The sequence below is a fragment of the Streptomyces sp. NPDC090499 genome (genome assembly GCF_044769305.1).
Classification (GTDB): domain Bacteria; phylum Actinomycetota; class Actinomycetes; order Streptomycetales; family Streptomycetaceae; genus Streptomyces.
In genome coordinates this window covers 176,618-200,493 of record NZ_JBIVXP010000013.1, presented here as the reverse complement: position 1 = coordinate 200,493, position 23,876 = coordinate 176,618, and the positions used below count along the sequence as shown (strand labels likewise).

The window sequence follows — 23,876 nt, the reverse complement described above, 5'->3', positions numbered from 1 at the left end:
CTTCAGCTCAGGTCGGATTCGCTCGCGCGGGCGAGCCGCAGCTGGGTGAAGGTGACCGTGATGAGCAGGGCGAACAGGGCCAGCGAGAGGGTCGCGGCGTAGCCGAAGTCGAACTGCCGGAAGGCCTTGCTGTAGATGTACATCTGCAGGACGTTCGAGGCGTTGGCCGGGCCGCCCTGGGTGGTGACCTGCACGATGTCGAACACCTGGAACGAGTTGATCACCGTGAGGACGACGACCATGACGAGGATGGGCCGCAGCAGCGGCACGGTGAGCCGGCGGAACATCTGCACCTCGCTCGCGCCGTCGACGCGGCCGGCCTCGTAGATGGTGGCCGGGATGGTCTGCAGTCCGGCGAAGATCAGCAGGGCGTAGTAGCCCATCCACTTCCAGATGCTGATCGCGGCGAGGGACGGGATCGCCCAGCCGCTGCTGCCGAAGAAGAGGATGGAGTGGCCCGTCAGGTGCTGGAGGACGAGGCTGATGACGCCGAGGGAGGGGTCGAGCATCCACTGCCAGACCAGGGCGGCGATGACGTTGGAGATCAGGAACGGCAGCAGGATGACGCCGCGCAGCGTCGACGACTTGGTCACCCGGTGCAGCACCACCGCCGTCACCAGCGAGGCCAGGGTGCCGAAGACGACGGCCAGGACCACGAAGTAGACGGTGACGAGCAGGGAGTGCCAGAAGACGTCGTCGCCGAACATCTCGTGGAAGTTGGCCAGTCCCACCCAGTTCGGCGGGGTCAGGACGTGGAAGTCGGTGAAGCTGAGGTAGATGCCGCGCAGGGTCGGATAGGCGTAGAAGACCGCGAACCCGACGACGGAGGGGATGATCAGCAGGAGGGCGACCGGCAGGTCGTGGCGGCGGGCCGCCGCGGACCTGGTCGGTGTGGAGCGGCCCGGCCTGCGGGGCGTACGGGTCTTGCGGACGTGCGGGGCCGGGCCGGAGGCGGTGGCCGTGGTGGTCACCGCGGCTGACGGCGGTGCGGCCGGCCGCTCGGGCTTGCCCTGTGATGTGACCACCACGGCACTCTCCTCGGATGTCAGGCGGATGGAACGTCGGTCGGGGACAGGCTCCGACGGAGCGTCAGAGGACGATCCGGTCCACGTCGGAGGCGTAGTCCGAGGCGTTGCCGAAGGTGATCGTGTTGTCGCCGGCCTTCAGCTGAACGGGCACGGTGACGGAACTCGGCTGACCCCAGTTGTTGTCGTTGCTGCCCGGCAGGAACTGCTGGAAGGAGGTGCCCCCGGTGGTGATGATCATCGTGCGGCCGGTGGATCCGTCGGTGTAGTCGACCTTCATCAGGTACGTGCCGTCCCGGGGTGCGGTGACGTGGTTGACCGCCACGGTTCCGGTGCCGCCGAGGTTGCCGACCTTCTTGCCGCCCGAGCACGCGGAGCAGTCGTTGACGGAGGCGTTCCCGGTGAGGGTGTTCTCGGAGGCCTCGGCCTCGTGGGAGACCGGTCCGCCGGCCGCGGGTGTGGTGACGGGGACCGCCTTGCTCGCCGGGGACCTGCGCCCCTTCGCGTCGTGGGCGACCACGGTGAAGGAGTAGCCGGTGCCGGCCTTCAGACCGGTCACGGTGGCGGTGGTGCCGGTGACGGTGGCCGCCTTCGTGCCGTTCGCGTAGACGTCGTAACCGGTGGTCTTCGTACCGGTGTTCACCTTGGTCCAGGCGAGCGAGACGCTGTCGGCGGCCGAGGCGGTGCCGTGCACGTTGAGCGGGACGCCGGGGTGGGTGCCGGTGGCGGCGGGCGTGATGCGCAGCAGGCGGGAGCCGTGCGGGGCCAGGTTGGCCTTGAAGCTGCCGCCGGCCGAGCCGAGGTTCTTGTGGCTCCACAGGTCGCGGACCTTGGCCTTGCCGCTGATGCCGAGGTCGGTGAAGTCGGCGGTCACGTCGGAGTAGCCCTTGCCCAGGTTGAACAGGGCGACGGTGTAGCTGCCGTCGGCGTTGCGGGCGTACCAGACCTGCTGGGGGGTCTTCTGGCTGACCGGCCGGGCGGGGTTGCCGGCCTGGTCGACGGCGATGACCTCGTCGTTGGTGAGCAGCTTCAGGCCGTACTTGTCGAGCTTGGTGAGGTCGTCGCCGATGTACAGCGGCGCCGACTCGATGGCCCACAGCGTCATGTAGCTCTGGCGCTCGGTGTGGTTGATGCCGTCCATCACGTCGGAGCCGACGTCGAGCGAGTCGAGGTTGTTCCAGTGGCCCGGTCCCGCGTCGTCGATCCACGGCACGACGTCGTTCCAGCGCGCCTTCACGGAGTTGTTCCACGTGACCAGCGTGTCGCAGTAGCACTCGACGTCCGTGTCGACGCGCCAGCCGTTGGAGTTGGCCTTCCAGACGTCGGCCTTGTTGTGGCTGAGCGACCAGGACAGCACGAACTCGATGGGGCGGCCGGTGTTCTTCAGCGCGGTGTGCCACGCCTGGATGTCGGGGACGTTGTTGTGCGCGTCGTCGCCCTGGTTGGAGCCGGGGCCCACTCCGTCGATCTTGAGGAAGTCCACGCCCCAGGACGCCAGCTGGTCGGCCTCGGACTGGATGTACTTGGTGGTGCAGGGGCTGGAGAAGTTCAGCTGGTAGGAGACGTCGTCCCAGCCGCTGGTCTTGCGCAGGTCCGGGTAGACGATGTCCTTGGTGGTGCAGCCCGGGGCGTTGTAGATGGGCGTCTTGCCGTCGTTGTACGCCTGCTGGTAGAGACCGACCGCGAGGTAGAGGCCGAACTTCAGTCCCTTGCTGTGGAGTTGGTTCGCAAGGTACTTCATGCCGTGCGGGAACTTGGTCAGGTTCGGGGTCGGCCGGGCGTAGGCGTCGCCCTTGGGGTCGTTCCAGCCGGCGTCGACGTTGACGTAGTCGTAGCCGTGGGACTTCAGCTTCGAGGAGAGCACGCCGGCCTGCTGGAGGACGTGCGACTCGGTGAGCCAGTCACCGCCGTAGCCGCCGAAGTTGGTGGATTCGACGCTCCAGGTGCTGTAGCCCATGTACGGCTTGGCGGCCACGACGGGCGAGGCCGTGGCGCCGGACGCCGGGGCCCCCGCGGCGTCCGCGGTGCTCGCGGCCCGCGCCGAGGCGGGCACGACGAGCGCCGCCACGAGCGCGGAGAGGCAGGTGATGGTTCTCAGACGTGTGGGCAGAGCTGGACGAGCCATGGATGTACTCCGTCTGGGCGCGGCTGCAGGCGGGCTTCCGCCTGAGGTGTGGTGGTGCGGGGAGCCTCTCGGCGCGGTCGTCCCGGGACTTCACCGAGGGGTTCGCTGGGACCAACGGGCACGTGGGTGGGGGCCACGCTCCTCACCGGTGCCTGACCGTCCCGTCCGCCCCGACGAGGAGTGCGGCGAATGTAGGCGCAGTTTCCTTCCAACGTCAACATAGTCGGCAGGGCAGAGAACTCCGACCTTTAGGGAAACGGCGTCGAGGTTTCAGCCAGCCGCCCTTACATGACCTGCGAGTTTTCAGCCAAGAGAGCGGATGTTTGGCCCTTGAATTACTTTCCTAGGGAAAGGTAATGTCGTCCCATGACCCTCGCCGACCAGCCACCCGCGGCCGCACTCGTCTTCCAGACCCTGCTCCAGCACGGTCCGCTGAGCCGCGCCGAGCTCGGGCGGCGGACCGGACTGACGCCGGGCGCCGTCACCAAGGCGGCCGCCTCGCTGATGGCCGACGCCTGGATCACCGAGGGCGGCCGGCCCACCACGGAGCGCACGAACGGCCGCCCGGCGACGCTGGTCGAGGTGCGGGCCGAACGCGCGCTGTTCGCCGGCGTGAAGGTCACCGGGGAGGAGCTCATCGGTGTGCTGGCCGACCTGACCGCGAGGCCGCTGGCCTCCCACCGGGTCGCGCTGGACTCGCGGGACGTGGGGACGGTGGTGCTGGCCATCGCCCGCCTTGTGGACCGGCTGCGGGCGGCGGCGGACCTGGCGGGCGAGGACGCCCTGCACGGCATCGGAGTCACCATCTCAGGCGATGTCGACAGCCGGCTGGGGACCGTCCAGTACTCGCCCTTCCTCAACTGGCGCCGGGTGCCGCTGGCCCAGCTGGTCGAGGAGGCCACCGGCACGCCCACGGTCATCGAGAACGACGTGCGGGCCCTGACCGTGGCCGAGCAGTGGTTCGGCGCCGGTGTCGGCGTGTCGATCTTCGCCCTGGTCACGGTCGGCGCGGGCATCGGCGCCGGACTCTCCATCGGCGGCCGGGTGGTCTCCGGCGCGCACGGCGTGGCGGGCGAGATCGGGCATCTGCCGGTGACCGGCGTCGAACGGATCTGCACCTGCGGCAACACCGGTTGCGTCGAGGCGGTCGCCTCCACCCACGCCATCGCCGAGCAGGCCCGGCAGGCCACCGGGGACCCGAAGCTGACCATGGACGACGCGGTGCGCCTGGCGCACGCCGGGGACCCCACCGTCCGCGCGGTCTTCGCCCGTGCCGGCCGCGCCGTGGGTCTGGCCCTGGCGTGCGTGGCCAACCTCATCGGACCGGAACGCATCATCATCTCCGGCGAGGGCGTGGCCTCCTACGACCTGTTCGCGGACCACATCCGGCAGGCGTTCGTGGACCAGGCGTTCGGCGCCGCGGTGGACTGCGATCTCCTGGTCCGCCCCCTGCCGTTCGAGGAGTGGGCGCGCGGCGGCGCCGCGGTCGCGGCGCAGCGGGTGTTCGCTCCCACCCGGTAGCGGCGGGTCCGGACGGACGCGGGTCCGGGTGCCCAGCCCCCCGGCAGGGCACCCGGACCCGACGGCGTGTCGCGCTCGTCAGTGACGGGCGCCCGGCGTGTCGGCCTCGGTGACGTCGACCGCCGCCCAGGCCTGGTCGACGGTGCGGTACTCGACGCCACTCGCGCCGTAGAGGTCCTTGGCCGCCTTCAGCGTCGCGATCCGCGCGTCGTGGAAGTCGGTCGAGGAGACCATGTAACGGGTCAGGGCACGGTAGAAGATCGCCGTGGCCTTGGCGCGGCCGATGCCGGTGACCGTGGACCCGTCGTAGGTCGGCGAGTCGTAGGTGGTGGCGCCGATCTTCTTGCGGCCGCTGCCCTCCGCCAGCAGGTAGAAGGCGTGCGAGGAGACGCCGGAGCCGGCGTGCACCTCGGCGTTCGCCACCTCGGGCGACCAGTAGTCGACGGTGCCTTCGAGGCGGTCCAGCGAGGGGTGGTCGAGGCGGCGCAGGAACTTCTGGCGCAGGCCCAGCTTCTCGCCCAGCAGGTAGTTCGGCGGGTTCTTCGGGTTGTTGGCGAAGAACTCCACGCCGGAGCCGAAGATGTCGGCCAGCGACTCGTTCAGCGCGCCCGGTTCGCCGAACTGGTTGCCGTCGTTGTCGACGTAGGTCGGTTCGAGCTTGGCGGTGGCGTCCACCACGCCGTGGGTCAGCTCGTGGCCGGTGACGTCGAGGACGACCAGCGGCTTCTTGATCTCGTCGCCGTCCCCGTCGCCGTACAGCATGCAGCCGCAGGTGGAGTCCCAGAAGGCGTTACCGACCTGCTTGCCCCAGTGGACCATGGCGCGGGCGGGCCTGGAGTTGTTCGCTATGCCCTTGCGGCCGAAGGTCTTCCGGTAGAAGTCCAGGGTCTCGGTGATGCCGTACTGGGCGTCGGCGGCGGCGCTGCCCCGGCTGCTGGTGGTGCCGTTGCCCCAGCTGTCGGTGGTGCTGGTGAACCTGGTGCCCTGGCCGAAGCTCTCGGTCTCCTTGCCCTTGGCGTCCCGGGTCTCGGTGCCGTAGCGGGTGGGGTCCTTGAGCAGGAAGCTCTTGCGGGCGGTCTGCGTGGTGGTGAGCGGGACCTTGCCGACGAAGAGGGACCTGCCGGAGCCGTGGGCGGTCGCCGGGTAGCGGGCGGCGGCGGAGGCGGACGCGCCGGCCAGGACCCCGGTCTGCCGTCCGGTGCCGGTGGCCGGGTCGAGGGTCTCGCCGTGGCGGCGGAGGGTGTCCAGCAGCCTGGGCGAGAGGAACTCGTCGCTGTCCGGCGTGTTGCTGCGCACCTTGCCGGTGAGGGCGTCGACGACGACCGTGCTGGAGCCGTTCGCGCCGTCGACGGACACCTGGTAGGCGAGGGCGGCGGCGCCGTCGCGGGCGTCCACCACCAGCCGGGCGGGGCCGGCGTCGCCGTCGGCGGCCGCGGCGGCCTTCTCCTCGGCCTGGCGGGCGGTCAGCTTCGCCTCGGTGGCGGCGGGCCCGACGCCGTGGTCGGCCGCCCGGGTGACGCCGGTGTAGGCCAACCGGCGGGAAAGATGGACGACGAGGTCGCCGCCGAGCACCGGCATCCCCCGGTGGGTGCGGACGAAGCGGACATGGCGCGCCCCCTCGGGGTCGATCATCACGTCCTGCGGCCGGAGCTCGTCGCCGGCGCCGACACCGGTCGCCTCGGCATGGGCGAAGGCCGCGGTCCGGGCCGCCGCCACCACCTGTGCGGCCGTCGTGGCGGAGGCCGCCGCGGCCGGCTGTCGTTCCCCCGTCACGGGACCGGCGAAGGCCGTACCGGCCAGGCCCGTGGCGGCCGTCGTCACGGCGACGGCGACCGCCATGCTGCGTATGTGCGCGCTACGCACTGATCAGGGTTCCTTCGTTCGAAGGCGGTCGTGGTCGTCAACCGCCTTGCGGCAGAGCGCTGTTGGGCGCCGAGGGGGCTGGTCGGGCCCCGGGCCGCAACCCTTCCGGATGAATCATGTCCATGTAAAGCGCAATTCGTCGCTTTTCTTGCATTTCGTGGCAATACTTGACGAATCCGCACCGCCGGTGATCAGCGAGTGACCAACTGTGCGTCGGCTGTGGAGATGTGACGGGACGCGAGAGGGTTCCCCGAGCCGGATGTGACTCATCTCGCATCGAAGGCAGCTCAGAATCGAAGACAGCTCAGAGAGGAACAGGTCCGAATGGTCTCGGCAATGGTGTGCAGAAGTGCGGTGCTGGGGGCGGTGACGCTGTCACTGCTCGCGGTCCCGGCCCAGGCGGCGCCCCTGAAGACGGCGGCGAAGGCCCGGTCGGCCGCCACCCTCCCGGCGCCCGACACCGCGGGGCTGGCCGCGGTGCTCCGCTCGGTGGTGGCGAAGGGCGCGCCCGGCGCGATGGCCCGCATCGACGACGGCACCCGGGTCTACCGGTCCGCGCAGGGCATCGCCGACCGCGCGACCCGGCGGGCCCTCACCACCTCCGACCGCTTCCGGGTGGGCAGCGTCACCAAGACGTTCTCGACGGTGGTCCTGCTGCAGCTGGTGGACGAGGGCAGGCTCGCCCTGGACGCGCCGGTCAACCGCTACCTGCCGGGGCTGCTGCCGGACGACCGCATCACCGTGCGGCACGTGCTGAGCCACCGCAGCGGCCTGTACGACTACACCAACGACATGTTCGCCGACAGCGTGTCCGGCTTCGAGGCCGTGCGCGACAAGGTGTTCACCTACCGCCAGCTGGTGGACCTGTCCCTGAAGAAGGCGCGCACCAACGCGCCGGGCGCCGCCTACTCGTACTCCAACACCAACTTCGTGGTCGCCGGCATGCTGATCGAGAAGCTCACCGGGCACAGCGTGCGCACGGAGTACACCAACCGCATCTTCAAGCCCCTGCAGCTGAACGACACCTTCTACGTCCACCCCGACACGAATATCCCGGGGCAGCACGCCAACGGCTACCTCACCGCGGACCGGGCGGGCGCCGCGCCCGTCGACGCCACCGACCAGACGGTCTCCTGGGCGCAGAGCGCCGGCGCCATCATCTCCAGCGCCCGCGACCTCGACACGTTCTACTCGGCGCTGGTGCGCGGAAAGCTCACCTCGGCCGCCCGCCTCGCGGAGATGGAGCGCTTCACCCGCGTCAACTCCAACACCTCCTACGGCCTCGGGCTGCGCCGCCGCGACCTGTCCTGCGGGGTCTCGGTGTACGGCCACACGGGCGCCGTGCAGGGCTACTACACGTACGCCTTCACCAGCAAGGACGGCAAGCGCAGCGTCACCGCGCTCGCCAACGCCTCCAACAGCTCCGACGTGCTCAACACGCTGGCGGCCACGCTGGAGCCGGTGTTCTGCGGAAAGCAGAAGTCCCCGCGCAGCACCGCCGTGCCGCTCGAACGCGAGGACGTGGCACCGGCCGCGCCGCGCGAGCAGTAGCGCCCCGGCTGCCGGGGAACCTCGCGCCCGGGCCGGACGTTCAACCGGCGACTCCCCCACCGGGCGCGACGTTCGGCCCCCGACCGCGTAGAGGCGGCGCGATGAGCGAGCTGGTGCCCGGGGGCAATCTGCCCCTTCCGGGCGGCGCGCTGACCCTGCGGGTGCCCGGCCCCTTCGACGTGTCGGCGCTGATCACCGGCGAGAGCGGCAAGGTCGGCGGGGACGCCGACTTCGTCTTCTACAACCAGCCGGACGCGCCCGGCGTCCGGCTGCGCGGTGACACGCTGACCGTCGAGACGGGCCTGCTCCGGGCCGGCGCCCAGCGTGTCACCCTCACGGTCACCGCCGCCGAGCCCGGCACCCCGCTCGGCCGGCTGCCCGCCGCCACCCTGCACGTGACCGACCGCCTCGGCCGTACGGTGGCCCGCTTCGCACCGCCGCGCCCGCAGACGGAGACCCTGCTGCTGCTCTCCGAGATATACCGCCGGGGCACCGGCTGGAAGCTGCGCGCCATCGGCCAGGGGTACGCGGACGGGCTGGCGGGGCTCGCCCGGGACTTCGGGGTCGACGTGGTCGAGGACCGGCAGCCCTCCCCCGGCTCCCGCGCCACCATCCCGGCCCAGCGCACGGCGTCCTCGCCGGCCCGCCCCTCGACGGCCGCGCTCCCCGATCCGGACGGTCTGCTGGGCCTGGTCAACTCCGCCCGCGCCCAGGCCGGCCGGCCGCCGGTGGCCCCGGACGCCCGGCTGACCTCGGCCGCCCTCGCCCACGCCACCGCGATGGCCGACGCCGGCCGGCTGGCCGGCGAAGGCCCCGACGGCGTCTCCGTCCACCAGCGGATCAGCCGCACCGGATTCGCCTATGTCACGGTCGGCGAACACCTGGTCTCCGGCCCCCGCACCCCGGCCGAGTTCGTCGACTACTGCCTGCGCACCGAGGACGCCCGGCGCACCCTGCTCGACCCGGCGTTCACCCACGCGGGCCTGGCCCATGCCCGCGGCTCCCGGGACGGGGACACCTACTGGACGGCGCTGTGGGCCAGACCCCTCACCCAGGCCGAACTGACGCGCACCCGCGCCGAGGTCGTCGACCTCACCAACCGGGAGCGCACCCGGGCCGGGCTGCGGCCGCTCGCGGCGGATCCGCAGCTCGCGGCGGCCGCGCAGGCGTACAGCACGGACATGGCGACCCGCGACTTCTACTCGCACACCTCCCCGGAGGGCACCCAGCCCTGGGACCGGGCCGCCGCCGCGGGCTCCCGGCGGCGCACCATCGGCGAGAACATCGCCTGCGGCCAGCGTTCCGCGGCCGAGGTGGTGGAGGGCTGGATGAACAGCCCGGGTCACCGGGCCAACATCCTCAAACCGGACTTCACCCACATAGGCATCGGCTTCGCCGGGGGCGGCCGGGCCGGCACCTACTGGACCCAGCTGTTCGGTGCCTGAACCGGTACCGTCCGTGATCTTGGCGGAACGACTCCGTCCGGGACACCATGCACGGCATGAAGGGTGATCTCTTTTCAAGTCAGCACATGGTGGCACCGGCGACCGAGCCGGGCATGACGGTCGAGAACGCGAAGTGCCTCCGGTACGCGGTCAACGGCGAGATGTACGCCCGCCAGGGCGCGATGATCGCGCACCGCGGCGGCCTCAGGTTCGAGCGCAAGGGCCAGGGCGTGGGCGGCATGCTCAAGCGCGCGGTCACCGGCGAGGGGCTGCCGCTGATGTCCGTCCAGGGCCAGGGCGAGGCCTGGTTCGCGCACGAGGCGCAGAACTGTTTCATCGTGGAGATCGAGCCGGGCGACCAGTTCACCGTGAACGGCCGCAACGTGCTGTGCTTCGACGCCACGTTGTCGTACGAGATCAGGACGGTGAAGGGGTCCGGCATCGCCGGCGGCGGCCTGTTCAACAGCGTGTTCTCCGGACACGGCAGGCTCGGCCTGATCTGCGACGGCAACCCGCTGGTGATCCCGGTCTCGCCGCAGGCCCCGGTGTACGTCGACACGGACGCCGTGGTGGGCTGGACCGCGCACCTGCTGACCTCGCTGCACCGCTCGCAGTCCATCGGTTCGATGCTGCGCGGCGGTTCCGGCGAAACGGTCCAGCTGGTGCTCCAGGGCGAGGGCCATGTCGTGGTCCGGCCCAGCGAGGCGACCCCGCAGAAGGCGCAGCAGCACTGACGCCCGGGTGCCCTGGTCCGAGTGGCCCGGCCGCGCCGGCCGGCCCGGGTTGACCAGGGCGGTCCGGCCGGGTGAGGGTGCGAACGGCGCGGACCGTCGCCCCGCGCCGGAAGGGTGAACCGCCTTGAACGGCATCATCGGCATCGCGGACGTCGAAGCCGCGGCCCGGCTCGTCGAAGGACACGTCGTACGCACCCCCACCGTGCCCAGCCCCGGCCTGTCGGAGCTGCTCGGCGTCCCGGTCACCGCCAAGCTAGAACTCCTCCAGCGCACCGGCTCCTTCAAGGCGCGCGGTGCCGCGGCCAAGCTGCTCTCCCTGAGCGAGGCCGAGCGGGCGGCCGGTGTGGTGGCGGTCAGCGGCGGCAACCACGGCATCGCCCTCGCGGTGATGGCCGCGGCCCTCGACGTGAAGGCGACGGTGGTGATGCCGCGGACGGCGCCCGCACGGTCGATCCGGCTGGCCGAGGCGGCCGGGGCGTCGGTGCGGCTCACGGACGGCATGGCCTCGGCGTTCGAACTGGTGCCGCGGCTGCGGGACGAGGGGCTCACCCTGGTCCACCCCTTCGACGACCCGGTGGTGATCGCCGGGCAGGGCACGGTGGGCCTGGAACTCGCCGAGGACGCCGACGACGACCTCACCGACGTGATCGTCAGCATCGGCGGCGGGGGCCTGATCGCGGGCGTCGCGGCGGCCCTGCGCGCCCGCCGCCCCGGGGTGCGGGTGTGGGGCGTGGAGACGGCGGGCGCGCAGGCGATGTCCGAGGCTCTCGCGGCGGGCGGTCCGGTCCCGGTCCCGGTGTCGTCGATCGTGACGACGCTCAGCGCGCCGTCCGTGTCCCGGCTGACGTACGACCACGCGGTGGCGCTGGTGCAGGAGGTGCTGGTGGTGCCGGACCGGGAGGCGGTGCGGGGCAGTCTGGAGCTCGCCGAGCACGCCAAGGTGTGGACCGAACCGGCCGCCGGCTGTCTGCTGCCCGCCGCCCGGCAGGTGCGCGACCGGGTCGGCGCCGGGGCGCGGATCGGCCTCGTGGTGTGCGGGGGCAACGTGACACACCAGGAGATCGCGGGGTGGACGGAGCGCTTCGGACTGGACTGACCAGCGGATCGCAGCCGGTCTTTTACCGTCGGTTACCCGCAGGTCGAAGCCCGGTCATTCATTGTTTTCCCCAAGTGCCCGGCCGGTACCGCCACTTGAATAAAAGGCAAGAACGGTCCCCGAGTTGCAGATTCTTTGAACAAACCCCGGCTGGTCCCGCGTACTTGTGGTCAATGACGAGGCAGGGGTTTCAGCGAGGGATGACGATGGTCAAGGCGCATGTCTCCGCACAGGAAATGGTCGCAGGAAGGTACCGGCTCCTCGAGGTCGCCGACCGCGAGCCGAACCGCGTCAGTTGGTACGCGGAGGACGTGCAGGCCGAGCGACCGCGTCTGGTGACCGAGATCGCGTTGCCCGAGGCGCCCACCGAGGACACCGTGCGCCGGGCCACCGCCCGCATCCTGCGTTCCTCCGAGGTGATGAGCGCGCTGCGGCCGGGCCGGGTCGCCATGGTGATCGACGCCTTCGAGGAGGCGGGCGCGCTGTGGACGGTGACGGAGGTGATCGACGGCACGCCGCTCAGTGAACTGCTCGCCCAGCAGTCCACGTTCAACTACGTGCGGGCCGCCCGCATCGGTCTGGAAGTGCTCGACGTGCTGGAGGCCGCGCACGCCGACGGCTACACGCACGGTGAGCTCAGCCCCGGTCAGATCTTCGTCCGCGACCGGGGCCCGGTGGTCGTCACCGGGTTCGGCCTGGCCGGCGCGACGCTGTCGCCCCGGGTCACCGCGCCGTCGTACGCCTCGCCGGAGCAGGCCCGCGACGAGCGCATCGGCCCCGCCGCCGACCTGTGGGCGCTCGGCGCGATCCTCTACACGATGGTCGAGGGGCGGCCGCCGTTCCGGGACCGGGGCAAGGCCGACGCCACCCTCAAGGGCGTGGACCGGCTGCCGTTGCGCACCCCGCTGCGGGCCGGCCCGCTGACCCAGGTGGTGCAGGGGCTGCTGCGGAAGAACTCCCGGGAACGGCTCGGCCGGGCAGTGGTGCGTCAGGCACTGACACGTGTCCTGGAGGAGGACCCCGAAACGGTCGCACAGCCCGCGCCCGTCTCCCGGCTGCGCGGCGCCTACGTGGCGGCCCGGTCCTCCGGGTGGAGCAGAACCACCATGATCGGCGGGACCGCGCTGGCCGTGATCACGGTGTCGGTCGCGGTGCTGGCCGCGACCCAGGGCCTGCCCGGCGCCTCCACCGCGGGCTCGGCCCCGAGCGCCTCCGCGACGGCAGGCGACCCGCCCAACCGCACGGACGGCAACGCCCCCAGCCCCTCCCCCGCACGGACGGCGTCCGCCTCCCCCACCCCGTCCGCCTCCGCCTCGGCCTCCCCGCCCGCCTCGGCCTCGGCTTCGGCCTCGGCGGGCGCTCTGCCGGCCGGTTTCCGCCGCTACACCGCCCCGGAGGGGTTCTCCGTGGCACTCCCGCAGGGCTGGAAGCGCCTCGACACCGCCCGGGACGACGCCGCCTACCGCGTCACCTTCGGCCCGGGCGGCGACGACCCGCGCACCCTGGCGGTCACCTACAGCACCCAGGCGGGCCCGGATCCGGTCGCGATCTGGCGGGACGACGTGGAGCCGGGACTGGAGAAGCTGGACGGCTACCAACGGGTCGGCGAGATCGAGGCGACCACCTACCAGGGCCACAAGGCCGCGGACATGGAGTGGCTGTCCGGCACGGGCGCCGACCGGGTGCACACCTTCGGCCGCGGCTTCCTGCTCGGCGGCGGCCGCAGCTTCTCGCTCCGCATCACAGCACCGGCCGCCGCCTGGGACGACGCCGCGGACCAGCTCGCCATGAAGACCTTCCTGGCGACGTTCCGCACCTCCGTGAGCTGATCGGCCGGGTGCGGCGCGGCGTCCCCGGCCGATCGTCGCCCCCCCCGTCCGGCAGAACCCCGGCCAATGGGTCCATATAGGCTGCCCGTCGGTACGTATGCAGTTCGGCAGCCTTCAGGAGTGTCCTCCGTGACCCTAGCGATCGACCCGTCCGAGACGTCCGGCGCGTCCCCGGCGCCCCTTTCCGACCTGGTGGCGCGGGACGCCCGTGAGTTCGGCGCGTATGTGCGGACCGGAGGCTGGGCGTTCGGGCTGATGGTGGCCCGGAGCGTGCGGCCGGGAGGTCAGGGGGCGGACGAGACGCCGAAGGTGTCGGCGAAGGAGTTCGCAGAGCTGGCGGGCTGCTCCGCGGAGCGCGTCATGCGCTACTACAAGGCCTGGGACAAGGCCGCCGACGACGGTCTGGTCCCGCACTTCGAGGCCCTCGCGCCGGGCCAGGAGGTGCAACTCCCGGACTCGGACGTCTGGTTGGACTACTACGTCGCCCGCAGCAGTGCCACCTCCGAGCGCGGCACGGCCATTGCGGAGGCCGCCGAGGCCGAGGGCATCCGGCCCACCAAGGCCCTGGAGGTCGCCGAGAACCCCACCGCGCTGCGCGCGGCGATCCTCGCCGACCCGTCCACCGCCCGCGCCGCCCGCTCGGCCCTCCTCGACCGCATCAAGGAGGACCCGGACCTGCAGACCGTGCTGGCCCGCGACGTGGTCCGCACCGCCGACCTGAAGAAGGCCGTCGCCACCGAGAGCCGCTCGGCCGACCGGATCGGCTACGTCCGGCAGATCGCCGAGTCCGGCCAGATCAAGACCCCGGCGGGGCAGACCGTCGACGCGCCGTCGGAGCTGCGCCAGGAGGCCGAGCGCCATCTGTCGCTCCTCGACGAACTGGACGACGACGAGGACACCGGCGAGTGGGCGACCGAGGCCTACGACACCATGAAGAACCTCGTCGTGGAGGCGGTGGAGGCCGACCCGGAGCTGCGGGTCCAGGAGAAGCGCACCAAGTTCTACAACAGCCTCCAGAAGGCGACCAAGGCGTTCGAGGAGCTGACCTTCGACGACGCCCAGGACTTCTACGAGGACGACATGGTCCAGCGCCTGGAGGACCTCCAGCAGGCCATCGGCTCCTGCCTGGCCGCACTGCGCGGCACGAACGGCACGCAGGACCCGGAGGGCAATTCCGCTCGCGATTGAGCGTTTTTCCCGTCAGAGGGGTACTAGAGGGCACCAGCCGATCGTTCTCGGAGGCCACTCGCGTGAACCCCATCGTGCACAGGACCCTGGTGGTACAGCTCCGGGCGGACGGGACGGCCCGCTGTCCCGTCCTCGCCCATCTGTCGTACGACCCCGGTGACCCGTTCGCGGTCACCGCGGTGTTCACCCTGGACGGCCGGGTGCTCGCCCGGTGGCGGCTGGACCGCGAGATGCTGAACGACGGCCTGAGAGAACCGGTCGGGGTCGGGGACGTCCGGCTGCGTCCCGTGCGGCAGGGGCGCTGGAGGGAAGTGCGCATGGATTTCCTCGGCGACCCGCTGCCCGGCGGCAGCCGCCACCACGCGGTGGTGTTCGCGTGGGCGCCCGCGCTGGCCTCCTTCCTGAGCGACACCTACATGGCCGTGCCGCCCGGCCGCGAGGAGGTCCCGGTGGACGACGTGCTCGCGGAGATCCTCGCCACCGGCTGAGCCGCCGTGTTCGGCGCACCTGCCCGGCTCAGCGCGTCGTGTGACGGTGCCGGGACCACAGCGGCAGGCCGTACCAGCACACCAGGTACCAGACGACGACGGCCACCACCGCCCAGGTCACAGGGCTGCCGTCGGTGGCCACCCGGAGGATCAGCACCAGGGAGGCGGTCATGGTGGCCAGCAGCAGGAAGAGGCCGACCGAGGTGAGCCGGGACGCCATCCGCACCGCCTGCGGCTTCACCCTGCGGCCGGCGACCAGCCGGTGCAGCGACACCGGGCCGATGAGGGCGCCCGTGGCGGACGCACCGAGGACGACGGTCACGATGTAGATCGTCCTGTCCACGTCGGACAGCTGGGCGTACTTCTGCTGGAAGACGACGGTGAGCAGGAAGCCGAACAGGATCTGCACCCCGGTCTGGGCGACGCGCACTTCCTGGATGAGCTCGCTCCACATCCGGTCGGCGCGCTCCTCGTCCGTCTCGTCGCGCCCGGTCCGCCGGTCCTGGTCGGTCATGGACTACGGGTAACCGCCGGGCCGGTCCCCCAAACGGTGGGCCGGGTGCGGCAGGGCGCCGCTCCCGGCCGTACCGGTACTACCAGCGGCTCTCCACCTGCTCCTTGATCCGGCGGTCGTACAGTTCGCGGATCGCGGCGACCGTCTCCCCGGACAGCTGCGGGAGCCGCGCGGCGGCCGCGTTGGCGCGGGCCTGCTCCGGGTTGCGGGCGCCCGGGATCACCGTGGTCACGCCGGGCTGGTCGATGATCCAGCGCAGGGCGAGCTGGGCCGGGGTGTACCCCTCGGGAGCGAGGGCGGCGAACTCGGCGGCGGCCTCGACGCCCGTCGCGTAGTCCACGCCGGAGAAGGTCTCGCCCTGGTCGAAGGCCTCGCCGTGCCGGTTGTAGGTGCGGTGGTCGTCGGCCGCGAAGACGGTGTCCTTGGTGTACTTGCCGGACAGCAGCCCGGAGGCGAGCGGCACGCGCGCGATGATGCCGACGCCGGCCTCCAGGGCGGCCGGGAGCACCTGGTACAGGGGCTTCATGCGGAACGGGTTGAGGATGATCTGCACGCTGGCCACGCCCGGCCGGGCGATCGCGGTGAGGGCCTCCGCGCTGGTCTCGACGCTGACGCCGTAGGCGGCGATGCGCTCCTCCTCGACCAGGGTGTCGAGGGCGTCGTACACCGCGTCCGAGGAGTAGACCGGGGTCGGCGGGCAGTGCAGCTGCACCAGGTCCAGGCGGTCCACGCCGAGGTTGCGGCGCGATCGGTCGTTCCACGCGCGGAAGTTGTCCAGGACGTAGTTCTCCGGGACCTGTTCGACCCGGCGGCCCATCTTGGTGGCCACCAGCACGTCCAGGTCCGGCCTGCCGCGCAGGAAGGCGGCGATGGTCTGCTCGCTGCGCCCGTCGCCGTACACGTCGGCGGTGTCGAAGAAGGTCACGCCCGACTCGGCCGCCGTCTCCAGAACGGCGAGCGCCTCCTTGTCGTCCACCTCGCCCCAGTCGGCGCCGAGCTGCCATGTGCCGAGGCCGACGACCGATGCCCGCTGTCCCGACCTGCCGATTACACGTTCGTCCATGGCGCCAGTGTGTCATCCGTCGACGACAACGCTGTCACGGGCCGGTTCACCCCCGCCCACCTGTGAATCCTTCACTCACACGGGTGATTGTGGTGGACGGAAACCTGAGGTGTGTCAATCGCCGCCTAGCGTGACGACATGGTTGACCATTCACCGAACAACTCACCCTCCGCGGACGGCTGGAGCCGTCGGGGTTTCCTGCGGTCCGCCGCCGCGCTGGCCGCCGTTCCGGTGCTGCTCGCCGCGGATCCGGCCGTGGCCGCCGCCGAACTGCCCGGCTTCCCGGCGGAGGTCGAGCCGTACCGTTCCGCGTACCGCAACTGGGTGGGCGAGATCACCGCCGACGGGCTGTGGGCCTGTGCCCCGGCCGACGCCGGCCAGGTGCTCGCGGTCGTCGACTGGGCCTGGCGCAACGGGTGGCGGGTACGCGCGCGTGGCTCCTCGCACGGCTGGTCGCCCCTGACGATCACGGAGGGGACCGGAGCGGACGACCGTGTCCTGCTCGTCGACACCGCGAGCCGTCTCACCGGGCTCTCCCTGGACTCCGACTCCGCGGTCCGGGCGGGCACCGGGGTCACTCTGGAGGCCCTGCTGACCTTCCTGGAAGGCCATGGCCTCGGGCTCGCCGCCGCCCCCGCGCCGGGCGACCTGACGCTCGGCGGCGCCCTCGCGATCGACGCCCACGGCACCGCCGTACCGGCCGACGGCGAGGAACCGGTACCCGGGCACACCTACGGCTCGCTCAGCAATCTGGTGCTGTCGCTGACCGCGGTGGTGTGGGACGGCGGCTCCGGGGGGTATGTCCTGCGGACGTTCCGGCGCGACGAGGCGGACTGCGCGGCCCTGCTGACGCATCTGGGCCGCGCGCTGGTCACCGAGGTCGTGCTGCGGGTGGGGGCGGACCGCAGTCTGCGGTGCGTCAGCCGGACCGACGTCCCTGCCGCCGAACTGTTCGCCGCGCCCGGTTCGGGCGGCCGGACCCTCGACGGCTTCCTGAGTCGCTCGGGACGGGTGGAGGCGATCTGGTTCGCCTTCACCGAGTACCCGTGGCTGAAGGAGTGGAGCATCGCCCCGGTCAGGCCGCTCGCCTCGCGGCACGTCACCTCGCCGTACAACTACCCCTTCTCCGACAACGTGCCGACCGTGGTCGCCGACCTGGTGGGGCGGATGGTCTCCGACGCGGCCTGGTATCTGGCGCCGGTGCTCGGGAACGCGCAACTGGACGTGGCGGCACTGGGGTTGACGGCGACGCTGTCCTCGGACATCTGGGGGCCGTCGAAGAACACGCTGCTGTACATCAGGCCGACCACACTGCGGGTCGGCGCGAACGGGTACGCGGTGCTGACGCGGCGTGCCGACGTGCAGCGGGTGGTGCACGAGTTCACCTCGTTCTACCGGGAACGGCTCACCGCGTACGCCGCGTCGGGGCGGTTCCCGGTCAACGGGTCGGTGGAGATCCGGGTGACGGGGCTGGACGAGTCGTCCGACGCCGGGGTGGCCGGGGCGCAGGTGCCGGCGCTGTCGGCGGTGCGGCCCCGGGAGGGGGCCGACACCGCCGTGTGGCTGGACGTGCTAACGCTGCCCGGGACGCCTCATGCGGAGGCGTTCCTGCGGGAGTTGGAGGAGTTTCTGTTCGGGAGGTTCGAGGGGACCCGGGTCGAGTGGTCGAAGGGGTGGGGCTATACGGAGTCCGGTGTGTGGAGTGACGAGGCGGTGCTCGGGACGAGGGTTCCGGAGTCGTTCGGGGGTGCGGTGTGGGACGCGGCGGTCGAGGTCCTGGACCGCCTTGACCCGCACCGGGTTTTCAGCAACGGGTTCCTGGACCGGGTGCTCGTGCGTCGTTGATCGCCGCGGGTGGGCGGGGCTGGTCGCGCCCACGCGGCGGAGCCGCGGATCGCTGCAGCCCCGCGCCCCCTACGGGGCGCCGAAGTAGTGCCCCGCTGCCAGATCGGCGATCAGCCCCGGCTGTTCCGGCTTCCAGCCCAGGAGGTTCCTGGTCCGCTCACTCGCTGTCGCGTTGTCGACGGCCGCCGCCATGCCCAGCCAGCCGAAGTGGGCCCCGGCCGCGTCCGCCGGGATGCTCTGCACCGGGACGCCGAGGCCGCTGCCTATCGCCGCCGCGATGTCCCTGAAGGGGATCCCCTCGTCGGCCGCGCCGTGCAGGCCGGTGCCGGCCGGGGCCGACTCCATGGCCAGGCGGAACAGGCGGGCCGCGTCCAGGCGGTGGACGGCAGGCCAGCGGTTGGCGCCGTCGCCGACGTAGGCGGCGACGCCCTTCTCCCGGGCGACGTCGATCAGCCGGGGCAGGAAGCCCTGGTCGCCGCGGCCGTGCACCGAGGGGGCCAGCCGCACCACCGCGCTGCGCACGCCGCGCCCGGCCAGGGCGAGCGCCGCGAGGTCGGGGTCGGCCCGGTAGGTGCCCGGTACCGGGGTGTCCTGCTCCGTCGCCACTCCGTCGACCGAGGCGAGCATCATGGTTCCCGAGGTGACCACGAAGGGCCGGTCCGAGCCCTCCAGCGCGGTGCCGATCGCCTCGACCACCCGCAGGTCGCCCTCCGCCGCGCGGGTGAGGTCGGGGAAGTCGTCGTGGTTGAAGGCCAGGTGGATCACGCCGTCCGTAGCGGCCGCCGCGCGGGCCAGGTCCCCGGGGTCGTCGAGGCTGCCGCGGTGCACCTCGGCGCCCGCCGCCCGCAAGGCCCCGGCCGACTTCTCCGAACGGGCGAGGGCGAGGACCCGGTGGCCCGCGCCGAGGAGTTCGGGAATGACGGCGGAGCCGATGAATCCGCTGCCGCCGGTGACGAATACCCGCATGGTGGGTGCTCCTTCGAGAGAGGGGGATCGGGTTTCCATCGTTCGGCCGGCGGGCGGCGGACGTCCAAAGCCTCTTTCGCAAGACGCAATGCGTTTCAGGCATGAGTGCAGGTCACCGGTCGTACTCTGGGGACATGGCTGATCCCGCTTCCGTCCCCGACCTGGATCTGCGGCTCGTCCGGTACTTCACCGTCGTGGCCAAGCAGCGGCACTTCGGGCGGGCCGCGGACGCCCTGCACGTCACGCAGCCGGCGCTGAGCAGGCAGATCCAGCGGCTGGAGCAGGTGCTGGGGGCGCGGCTCTTCGACCGCACCCCGCAGGGGGCCCGGCTCACCGAGGCCGGCGAGGTGTTCCTGTCACGGGCCGAGGGGTTGCTGCGGGCCGCGGGCGAGGCGGCCGCCGTCACCCGGGCCGCCGCCGAGCCGAGCCGGATCACCGTCGGGTACATCAACGGGATCTTCGTCACCCCCGCCGTACGCGATCTGCGCCGCCGTTTCCCGGACGCCGACGTGCGGACCCTGCACCTCGACTGGGGCGAGCCGCGCGAGGCCCTGCTGACGGGGCGGGTGGACGCGGTCGTGACCCGGCTGCCGCTGGCCACCGACGGCCTGCGGGTGACGGTGCTCTACGACGAGCCGCGCGTCCTGGTGGTCCCGCTGGACCACCGGCTGGCCGGGAAGGAGTCGGTCACGCTCGACGACATCGCCGACGAGCCGCTGCCCCGCGGCCGGGATCCGCTCTGGAACGCGTTCTGGCGGGTCGATCCCCGGCCGGACGGCAGCCCTGCGCCCGACGGCCCGCTGATCGGGGCGGTGGAGGACAAGTTCGAGCACGTCGCCGCCGGGCAGGCGGTGGCGATCGTGCCCCTGGTGCCCGGCGCGGCCATCCGCCCCGACCTCACCGCGGTCCCGCTGCACGGCGTCGAGCCGAGCCACGTGGTGCTCGCGACCCGCGCCGGGGACGGCCACCGGCTGACGGCCGCCTTCCGCAGGTCGGCCGAGGCGCTGTTGAGGGGTCCGGAGCCGGGCTGAGCAGGCCGGGTGGAGTCCGCTGGTGTTCGGCAGCGTCCCGGAGGGGCACCGGGGGGTGCTCCCGGCCGAAGGCCGGCGGAGGAACCGCGCGACCGGCCGGGACGGCGCCGCGGCCGGACGGCGCCGCGCCGCGGCACGTCCGGCTGGGCGCTCAGGGCGTCAACTGGACCTGGACGGCGGGACCGTAGCGGTCGGCGATGTCGCCGATGTCGGTGGCCGCCGACTCGCGCAGCCGCGGACCGCGGGCGATGCCGTACATCACGCCCAGGCCGATGAGCTGGGCGACGGCGAGTTCGGCGCGCAGGTCCGGGTCGGGTCCGGTGAGCCGGGCGGCGAGGGCGTCGACCACGTGGGCGCGGAAGTTGGCGCGCAGCACCTCGCCGTGGTCGCCGTGCAGGGGTGCGAAGGCGATGCGCAGCAGCGGGTCGGCGCCGCGGTCGCGCTGGCTCTCCAGGACGTGCCGCACCATGTGCCGGCCGAGGTCCTCCAGGGGCGCGTCCAGCAGGGCGGCCGCGTCGGTGTCGAAGGACATGACGCGGGCGAACAGGCTGTCCTTGTTGCCGAAGTACTTGAGGATCAGCGGCGCGCTGACCCCGGCGCGTTCGGCGACGTCCTTGAGGGTGATGTCGGCGTGCGCGTGCCGGGCCAGCAGGTACCGGGCGGCCCTGAGGATGACGGCCTTGGTGGCCTCGGCGTCCCGGCGGGCGGGGGCCGGGGCGGGTGCGGCAGGGGTGCCGGGGCGGGTGTTCACAGCACTCATGCTCCCTCCAGCGCCTCGTCCCTGGCACTCTCGGCACGGCTCGGGGCCCGCGGGGTGTCGTCGGGCGCCTTGTCGCCGGGTATGGAGAGGGCGGCGGCACCGGCCGCGAGGGCGACGACGCAGGCCATCGCGAAGGCCAGCAGGTAGCCGTGGAGCGTGGCGATCGGGGCGCCGCCGACGAGGCTGGTGTGGTGGGTGAGGACGGCGGCGACGGCGGCGCTGGAGGTGGCCTGGCCGATGGTGCGCATGAGGACGTTGACGCCGTTGGCGGAGGCGGTCTGGTTCGCCGGTACGGCCCGCAGGATCAGGGTGGGCAGCGCGGAGTAGGCGAGGGTGGTGCCGGTGGCGACGACGGTGGCGCCCAGGATGATCATCCACAGGTCGCGGCTGTCGGCGATGCGGACCACGTATCCGCAGGCGATGACGGCGGCACCGAGGGCCAGGGTGATGCGCGGGCCGCGGTTGGCGGAGATCCGGGCGGAGAGCGGTGAGAAGAGCAGCATGGTCACGCCGCCGGGGAGCAGGCACAGGCCGGTGGCCACGATCGACAGGCCGAGGCCGTATCCGGTGGCCTTCGGCGCCTGCACCAGCTGGGCGGTGACGAGGGAGTTGGCGTAGAAGGCGAACCCGGTGAGCAGGGCGGCGACGTGCGAGAGGCCGACCCGCGGCCGGGTCACGAGGTGCAGGTCGACCAGGGGCTCCTCGGTCCGCAGCTGCTGCCACCACCACAGGGCCAGCACGACGACGGTGGCGGCGAAGAGCCCGAGGACGCGGGGGCTGCCCCAGCCCCACTGGCCGCCCTGCGAGACGCCGAGCAGCAGGCAGGTCAGACCGACGGCCAGCCCGAGCGCCCCGAGGACGTCGAACCGGCCGCTCTCGCGCACCGGCGACTCCCGCACCGCCCACCAGACGCCCGCGACGCCCAGCGCGCCGAGGAGGCTGGTCAGCCAGAACATGGTGTGCCAGTCGTAGTACTGCACGACCAGCGCGGCCAGCGGCAGGCCCAGCGCGGCGCCGATACCTACGGTGGAGCTCATCAGCGCCACCGCCGATCCCCGGCGCTCGGGCGGGAGTTCGTCGCGCAGGATGCTGATCGAGAGCGGTACGACGGAGGCGGCGGCGCCCTGCAGGGCGCGGGCGACGATGAGCACGGTGATGTCCGAGGACAGGGCGCACATCACGGAGCCCACGGTCATCAGCGCGAGCGCCCCGGTGAGCACCCGGCGCTTGCCGTACATGTCACCGGCCCGGCCGAGCACCGGGGTGAGGACGGCCCCGGCGAGCAGGGTGGCGGTGACCGTCCAGGAGACGGTGCCGGCCGAGGAGTGGGTGAGCCGGGGCAGGTCCGGCAGGAGGGGGACGACGACCGTCTGCATGACAGCCATGAGGATCCCGCCGAAGGCCAGCACCGGGATGGTCAGCCGCTGCCGCAGCGGGGGCGGGGCGGCGGTCGGTCCCGGGTGACCTGCTGTCGGGGCGGGCTGGTCCATCGGCACTCCTGCGGGCGACGCGAATGAAGAGGTGAATACGAATTCACCCTATCGGGTGAATTACCTTTCACCCAATCGCGCCGTGGCCGTATACCGCCTACGACCGGGCGTGCAGGGCGCGCGCCGCCCGCGGCCCGAACCACCGCTTGAACCTGCGCAGTACCTCCAGCCGCCCGGCGGCCCTGTCGAGGCCGTAGTAGAGCTGTGGCGGGACGTACGGCAGCAGGGGCGAGTGCCGTTGGCCGAGCAGGGCGAACATGCGGTGCGGGGGCAGGCCGATGTAGCGGGGCAGGTTCTCGTACCACTGGGCGCTGAGGCGGGCCGCGCTCTGGGCGGAGACCAGTTCGGCCCTGCGCCGGCGCTCGTAGGAGGCGAGGGCCTCGGGCAGGACGGCGTGCTCGCGCAGGGCGTCGGCCAGGCACATCGCGTCCTCCAGGGCGAGGGTGGTGCCGGCGCCGATGGAGTAGTGGGTGGTGTGGGCGGCGTCGCCGAGCAGGACGAGGTTGCCGTGGTGCCAGGTGCGGTTGGTGAGGGTGCGGAAGGCCGGCCAGGCCGCCGAGGAGCCCCCGGTCAGCGGGTGGCCGTCGAGGATGCCGGCGAACAGCTTCTCCAGCAGGGCCAGTTGGCCGGCCTCGTCCAGCGCGTCGAGGCCGAGGCCGGTGAGGGTGTCCGGGGCGCACTCGATGACGCAGGTGCTGTGCCCGTCGTCGTACGGGTAGCCGTAGCACCAGACCCAGCCGTGCCCGGTCTCGGCGAAGGCGAAGGTGAAGGAGTCGAAGACCCGGGTGGTGCCCAGCCACACGTAGTGGTTGCGGCCCTCGGTGGCCTCGGTGCCGAAGTGGCCGGCGTGCCGGGTGCGCAGGGCGCTGTGGATGCCGTCGGCGGCGACGACCAGGTCGGCCTCGGGGAGGTCGCCGGGGGTGATCTCGGCCTCGAACTCCAGCCGGACGCCGAGGTCCCGGGCGCGCTCGGCGAGGATCTCCAGGAGGCGGTGGCGGCCGATGCCGTGGCCGGCGTCGCCGGGCTGCCGGGCCACCTGGCCGCGGACGTGGGCGACGCCCTGGGTCCAGCGCACCGAGCTCGCCTCGATGGCGCGGGCCGACTCGGGGTCGCAGGTGTGCAGCCGGTCGAGCAGGGCCCGCCAGTAGGTGACGCCCCACCCGTAGGTGGAGCCCTCGGGGTTGCGTTCGTGGACGGCGATGTCGTGGGACGGGTTCTGCCGCTTGAGCAGGATCGCGAGATACAGGCCGGCGGGCCCGCCTCCGACGCAGACGACCTTCACTCACACACCCCTGAATTTCACCGAACGTGGTCAATTGGCACCGCAGGGTAGCAGCGCGAG

General features: G+C 72.2%; 19 protein-coding genes. 10 read left to right on the top strand and 9 right to left on the bottom strand.

What is annotated here, in order from left to right; all coding sequences use genetic code 11:
• Nucleotides 1-2 precede the first annotated feature (2 nt).
• Nucleotides 3-1,028, bottom strand: a complete 1,026-nt coding sequence (locus ACIQVL_RS36870; RefSeq protein WP_403437591.1) for a carbohydrate ABC transporter permease — start codon at nt 1,026-1,028, stop codon at nt 3-5.
• A 61-nt stretch (nt 1,029-1,089) separates the two neighbouring features.
• Nucleotides 1,090-3,150, bottom strand: coding sequence for a fibronectin type III domain-containing protein (locus ACIQVL_RS36865; RefSeq protein ID WP_403437589.1), 2,061 nt, complete (start codon nt 3,148-3,150; stop codon nt 1,090-1,092).
• 366 nt (nt 3,151-3,516) lie between these two features.
• On the opposite strand from ACIQVL_RS36865, the gene ACIQVL_RS36860 reads away from it, so the two are divergent.
• Nucleotides 3,517-4,671: an ROK family protein gene (locus ACIQVL_RS36860; RefSeq protein WP_403437587.1), complete on the top strand. Its 1,155-nt coding sequence runs from the start codon at nt 3,517-3,519 to the stop codon at nt 4,669-4,671.
• A 78-nt stretch (nt 4,672-4,749) separates the two neighbouring features.
• Here the strand turns inward: ACIQVL_RS36860 and ACIQVL_RS36855 are convergent, their stop codons facing one another.
• Nucleotides 4,750-6,510 carry a M4 family metallopeptidase gene (locus tag ACIQVL_RS36855; RefSeq protein ID WP_403477533.1) on the bottom strand — a complete coding sequence of 587 codons (1,761 nt, stop codon included), beginning with the start codon at nt 6,508-6,510 and terminating at the stop codon, nt 4,750-4,752.
• A gap of 348 nt (nt 6,511-6,858) precedes the next feature.
• Between ACIQVL_RS36855 and ACIQVL_RS36850 the strand changes: the two genes are divergently transcribed.
• The 7 genes from ACIQVL_RS36850 to ACIQVL_RS36820 all read left to right on the top strand — a co-directional run bounded on the left by ACIQVL_RS36850 (nt 6,859) and on the right by ACIQVL_RS36820 (nt 14,865).
• Nucleotides 6,859-8,085, top strand: a complete 1,227-nt coding sequence (locus tag ACIQVL_RS36850) for a serine hydrolase domain-containing protein (protein ID WP_403477508.1) — start codon at nt 6,859-6,861, stop codon at nt 8,083-8,085.
• 101 nt (nt 8,086-8,186) lie between these two features.
• Nucleotides 8,187-9,530: a CAP domain-containing protein gene (locus ACIQVL_RS36845; RefSeq protein ID WP_403437583.1), complete on the top strand. Its 1,344-nt coding sequence runs from the start codon at nt 8,187-8,189 to the stop codon at nt 9,528-9,530.
• A 56-nt stretch (nt 9,531-9,586) separates the two neighbouring features.
• Nucleotides 9,587-10,264 (top strand): AIM24 family protein, encoded by a 678-nt coding sequence (locus ACIQVL_RS36840; protein WP_403477507.1) that lies wholly within the window; start codon nt 9,587-9,589, stop codon nt 10,262-10,264.
• Between the two features lie 133 nt (nt 10,265-10,397).
• Nucleotides 10,398-11,360 (top strand): threonine/serine dehydratase, encoded by a 963-nt coding sequence (locus tag ACIQVL_RS36835; protein WP_403477532.1) that lies wholly within the window; start codon nt 10,398-10,400, stop codon nt 11,358-11,360.
• Between the two features lie 200 nt (nt 11,361-11,560).
• Nucleotides 11,561-13,189: a serine/threonine protein kinase gene (locus tag ACIQVL_RS36830; protein ID WP_403477506.1), complete on the top strand. Its 1,629-nt coding sequence runs from the start codon at nt 11,561-11,563 to the stop codon at nt 13,187-13,189.
• 129 nt (nt 13,190-13,318) lie between these two features.
• Entirely contained in the window at nt 13,319-14,377 is a 1,059-nt protein-coding gene (locus ACIQVL_RS36825; RefSeq protein ID WP_403477505.1) for a hypothetical protein, read from the top strand.
• 62 nt (nt 14,378-14,439) lie between these two features.
• Entirely contained in the window at nt 14,440-14,865 is a 426-nt protein-coding gene (locus tag ACIQVL_RS36820) for an SsgA family sporulation/cell division regulator (RefSeq protein ID WP_403437578.1), read from the top strand.
• Between the two features lie 28 nt (nt 14,866-14,893).
• Here ACIQVL_RS36820 and ACIQVL_RS36815 read toward each other — a convergent pair whose 3' ends face one another.
• Together ACIQVL_RS36815 and ACIQVL_RS36810 are read right to left on the bottom strand one after the other, a co-directional pair.
• Nucleotides 14,894-15,379, bottom strand: coding sequence for a DUF6328 family protein (locus ACIQVL_RS36815; protein ID WP_403477504.1), 486 nt, complete (start codon nt 15,377-15,379; stop codon nt 14,894-14,896).
• Between the two features lie 79 nt (nt 15,380-15,458).
• Nucleotides 15,459-16,442, bottom strand: coding sequence for an aldo/keto reductase (locus ACIQVL_RS36810; protein ID WP_403437575.1), 984 nt, complete (start codon nt 16,440-16,442; stop codon nt 15,459-15,461).
• Nucleotides 16,443-16,580: 138 nt separating this feature from the next.
• On the opposite strand from ACIQVL_RS36810, the gene ACIQVL_RS36805 reads away from it, so the two are divergent.
• Entirely contained in the window at nt 16,581-18,287 is a 1,707-nt protein-coding gene (locus tag ACIQVL_RS36805; RefSeq protein WP_403477503.1) for a cholesterol oxidase substrate-binding domain-containing protein, read from the top strand.
• Between the two features lie 69 nt (nt 18,288-18,356).
• On the opposite strand, the gene ACIQVL_RS36800 is transcribed toward ACIQVL_RS36805, so the two are convergent.
• On the bottom strand, nt 18,357-19,253 hold the full coding sequence (locus tag ACIQVL_RS36800; protein ID WP_403477502.1) for an SDR family oxidoreductase: 897 nt from the start codon (nt 19,251-19,253) through the stop codon (nt 18,357-18,359).
• Nucleotides 19,254-19,387: 134 nt separating this feature from the next.
• On the opposite strand from ACIQVL_RS36800, the gene ACIQVL_RS36795 reads away from it, so the two are divergent.
• Entirely contained in the window at nt 19,388-20,284 is an 897-nt protein-coding gene (locus ACIQVL_RS36795; RefSeq protein WP_403437571.1) for a LysR family transcriptional regulator, read from the top strand.
• Between the two features lie 151 nt (nt 20,285-20,435).
• Here the strand turns inward: ACIQVL_RS36795 and ACIQVL_RS36790 are convergent, their stop codons facing one another.
• From ACIQVL_RS36790 to ACIQVL_RS36780, 3 genes are all read right to left on the bottom strand, one after another.
• Complete coding sequence (locus ACIQVL_RS36790; RefSeq protein WP_403437570.1) at nt 20,436-21,044, bottom strand: TetR family transcriptional regulator; 609 nt, start codon at nt 21,042-21,044, stop codon at nt 20,436-20,438.
• Nucleotides 21,041-22,534: an MFS transporter gene (locus ACIQVL_RS36785; RefSeq protein ID WP_403477501.1), complete on the bottom strand. Its 1,494-nt coding sequence runs from the start codon at nt 22,532-22,534 to the stop codon at nt 21,041-21,043. The genes ACIQVL_RS36790 and ACIQVL_RS36785 overlap by 4 nt, the downstream gene beginning before the upstream one ends.
• Before the next feature lie 97 nt (nt 22,535-22,631).
• Complete coding sequence (locus tag ACIQVL_RS36780) at nt 22,632-23,816, bottom strand: FAD-dependent monooxygenase (RefSeq protein WP_403437567.1); 1,185 nt, start codon at nt 23,814-23,816, stop codon at nt 22,632-22,634.
• Between the last annotated feature and the right edge of the window lie 60 nt (nt 23,817-23,876).

What these genes read in the sequence shown, in the direction of transcription:
- ACIQVL_RS36860 (WP_403437587.1), top strand. Translation starts at nt 3,517, where the DNA reads ATGACCCTCGCCGACCAGCCACCCGCGGCCGCACTCGTCTTCCAGACC.
- ACIQVL_RS36815 (WP_403477504.1), bottom strand. Translation starts at nt 15,379, where the DNA reads ATGACCGACCAGGACCGGCGGACCGGGCGCGACGAGACGGACGAGGAG.
- ACIQVL_RS36805 (WP_403477503.1), top strand. Translation starts at nt 16,581, where the DNA reads ATGGTTGACCATTCACCGAACAACTCACCCTCCGCGGACGGCTGGAGC.
- ACIQVL_RS36850 (WP_403477508.1), top strand. Translation starts at nt 6,859, where the DNA reads ATGGTCTCGGCAATGGTGTGCAGAAGTGCGGTGCTGGGGGCGGTGACG.
- ACIQVL_RS36845 (WP_403437583.1), top strand. Translation starts at nt 8,187, where the DNA reads ATGAGCGAGCTGGTGCCCGGGGGCAATCTGCCCCTTCCGGGCGGCGCG.
- ACIQVL_RS36800 (WP_403477502.1), bottom strand. Translation starts at nt 19,253, where the DNA reads ATGCGGGTATTCGTCACCGGCGGCAGCGGATTCATCGGCTCCGCCGTC.
- ACIQVL_RS36855 (WP_403477533.1), bottom strand. Translation starts at nt 6,510, where the DNA reads ATGGCGGTCGCCGTCGCCGTGACGACGGCCGCCACGGGCCTGGCCGGT.
- ACIQVL_RS36830 (WP_403477506.1), top strand. Translation starts at nt 11,561, where the DNA reads ATGACGATGGTCAAGGCGCATGTCTCCGCACAGGAAATGGTCGCAGGA.
- ACIQVL_RS36865 (WP_403437589.1), bottom strand. Translation starts at nt 3,150, where the DNA reads ATGGCTCGTCCAGCTCTGCCCACACGTCTGAGAACCATCACCTGCCTC.
- ACIQVL_RS36785 (WP_403477501.1), bottom strand. Translation starts at nt 22,534, where the DNA reads ATGGACCAGCCCGCCCCGACAGCAGGTCACCCGGGACCGACCGCCGCC.
- ACIQVL_RS36810 (WP_403437575.1), bottom strand. Translation starts at nt 16,442, where the DNA reads ATGGACGAACGTGTAATCGGCAGGTCGGGACAGCGGGCATCGGTCGTC.
- ACIQVL_RS36795 (WP_403437571.1), top strand. Translation starts at nt 19,388, where the DNA reads ATGGCTGATCCCGCTTCCGTCCCCGACCTGGATCTGCGGCTCGTCCGG.
- ACIQVL_RS36840 (WP_403477507.1), top strand. Translation starts at nt 9,587, where the DNA reads ATGAAGGGTGATCTCTTTTCAAGTCAGCACATGGTGGCACCGGCGACC.
- ACIQVL_RS36790 (WP_403437570.1), bottom strand. Translation starts at nt 21,044, where the DNA reads ATGAGTGCTGTGAACACCCGCCCCGGCACCCCTGCCGCACCCGCCCCG.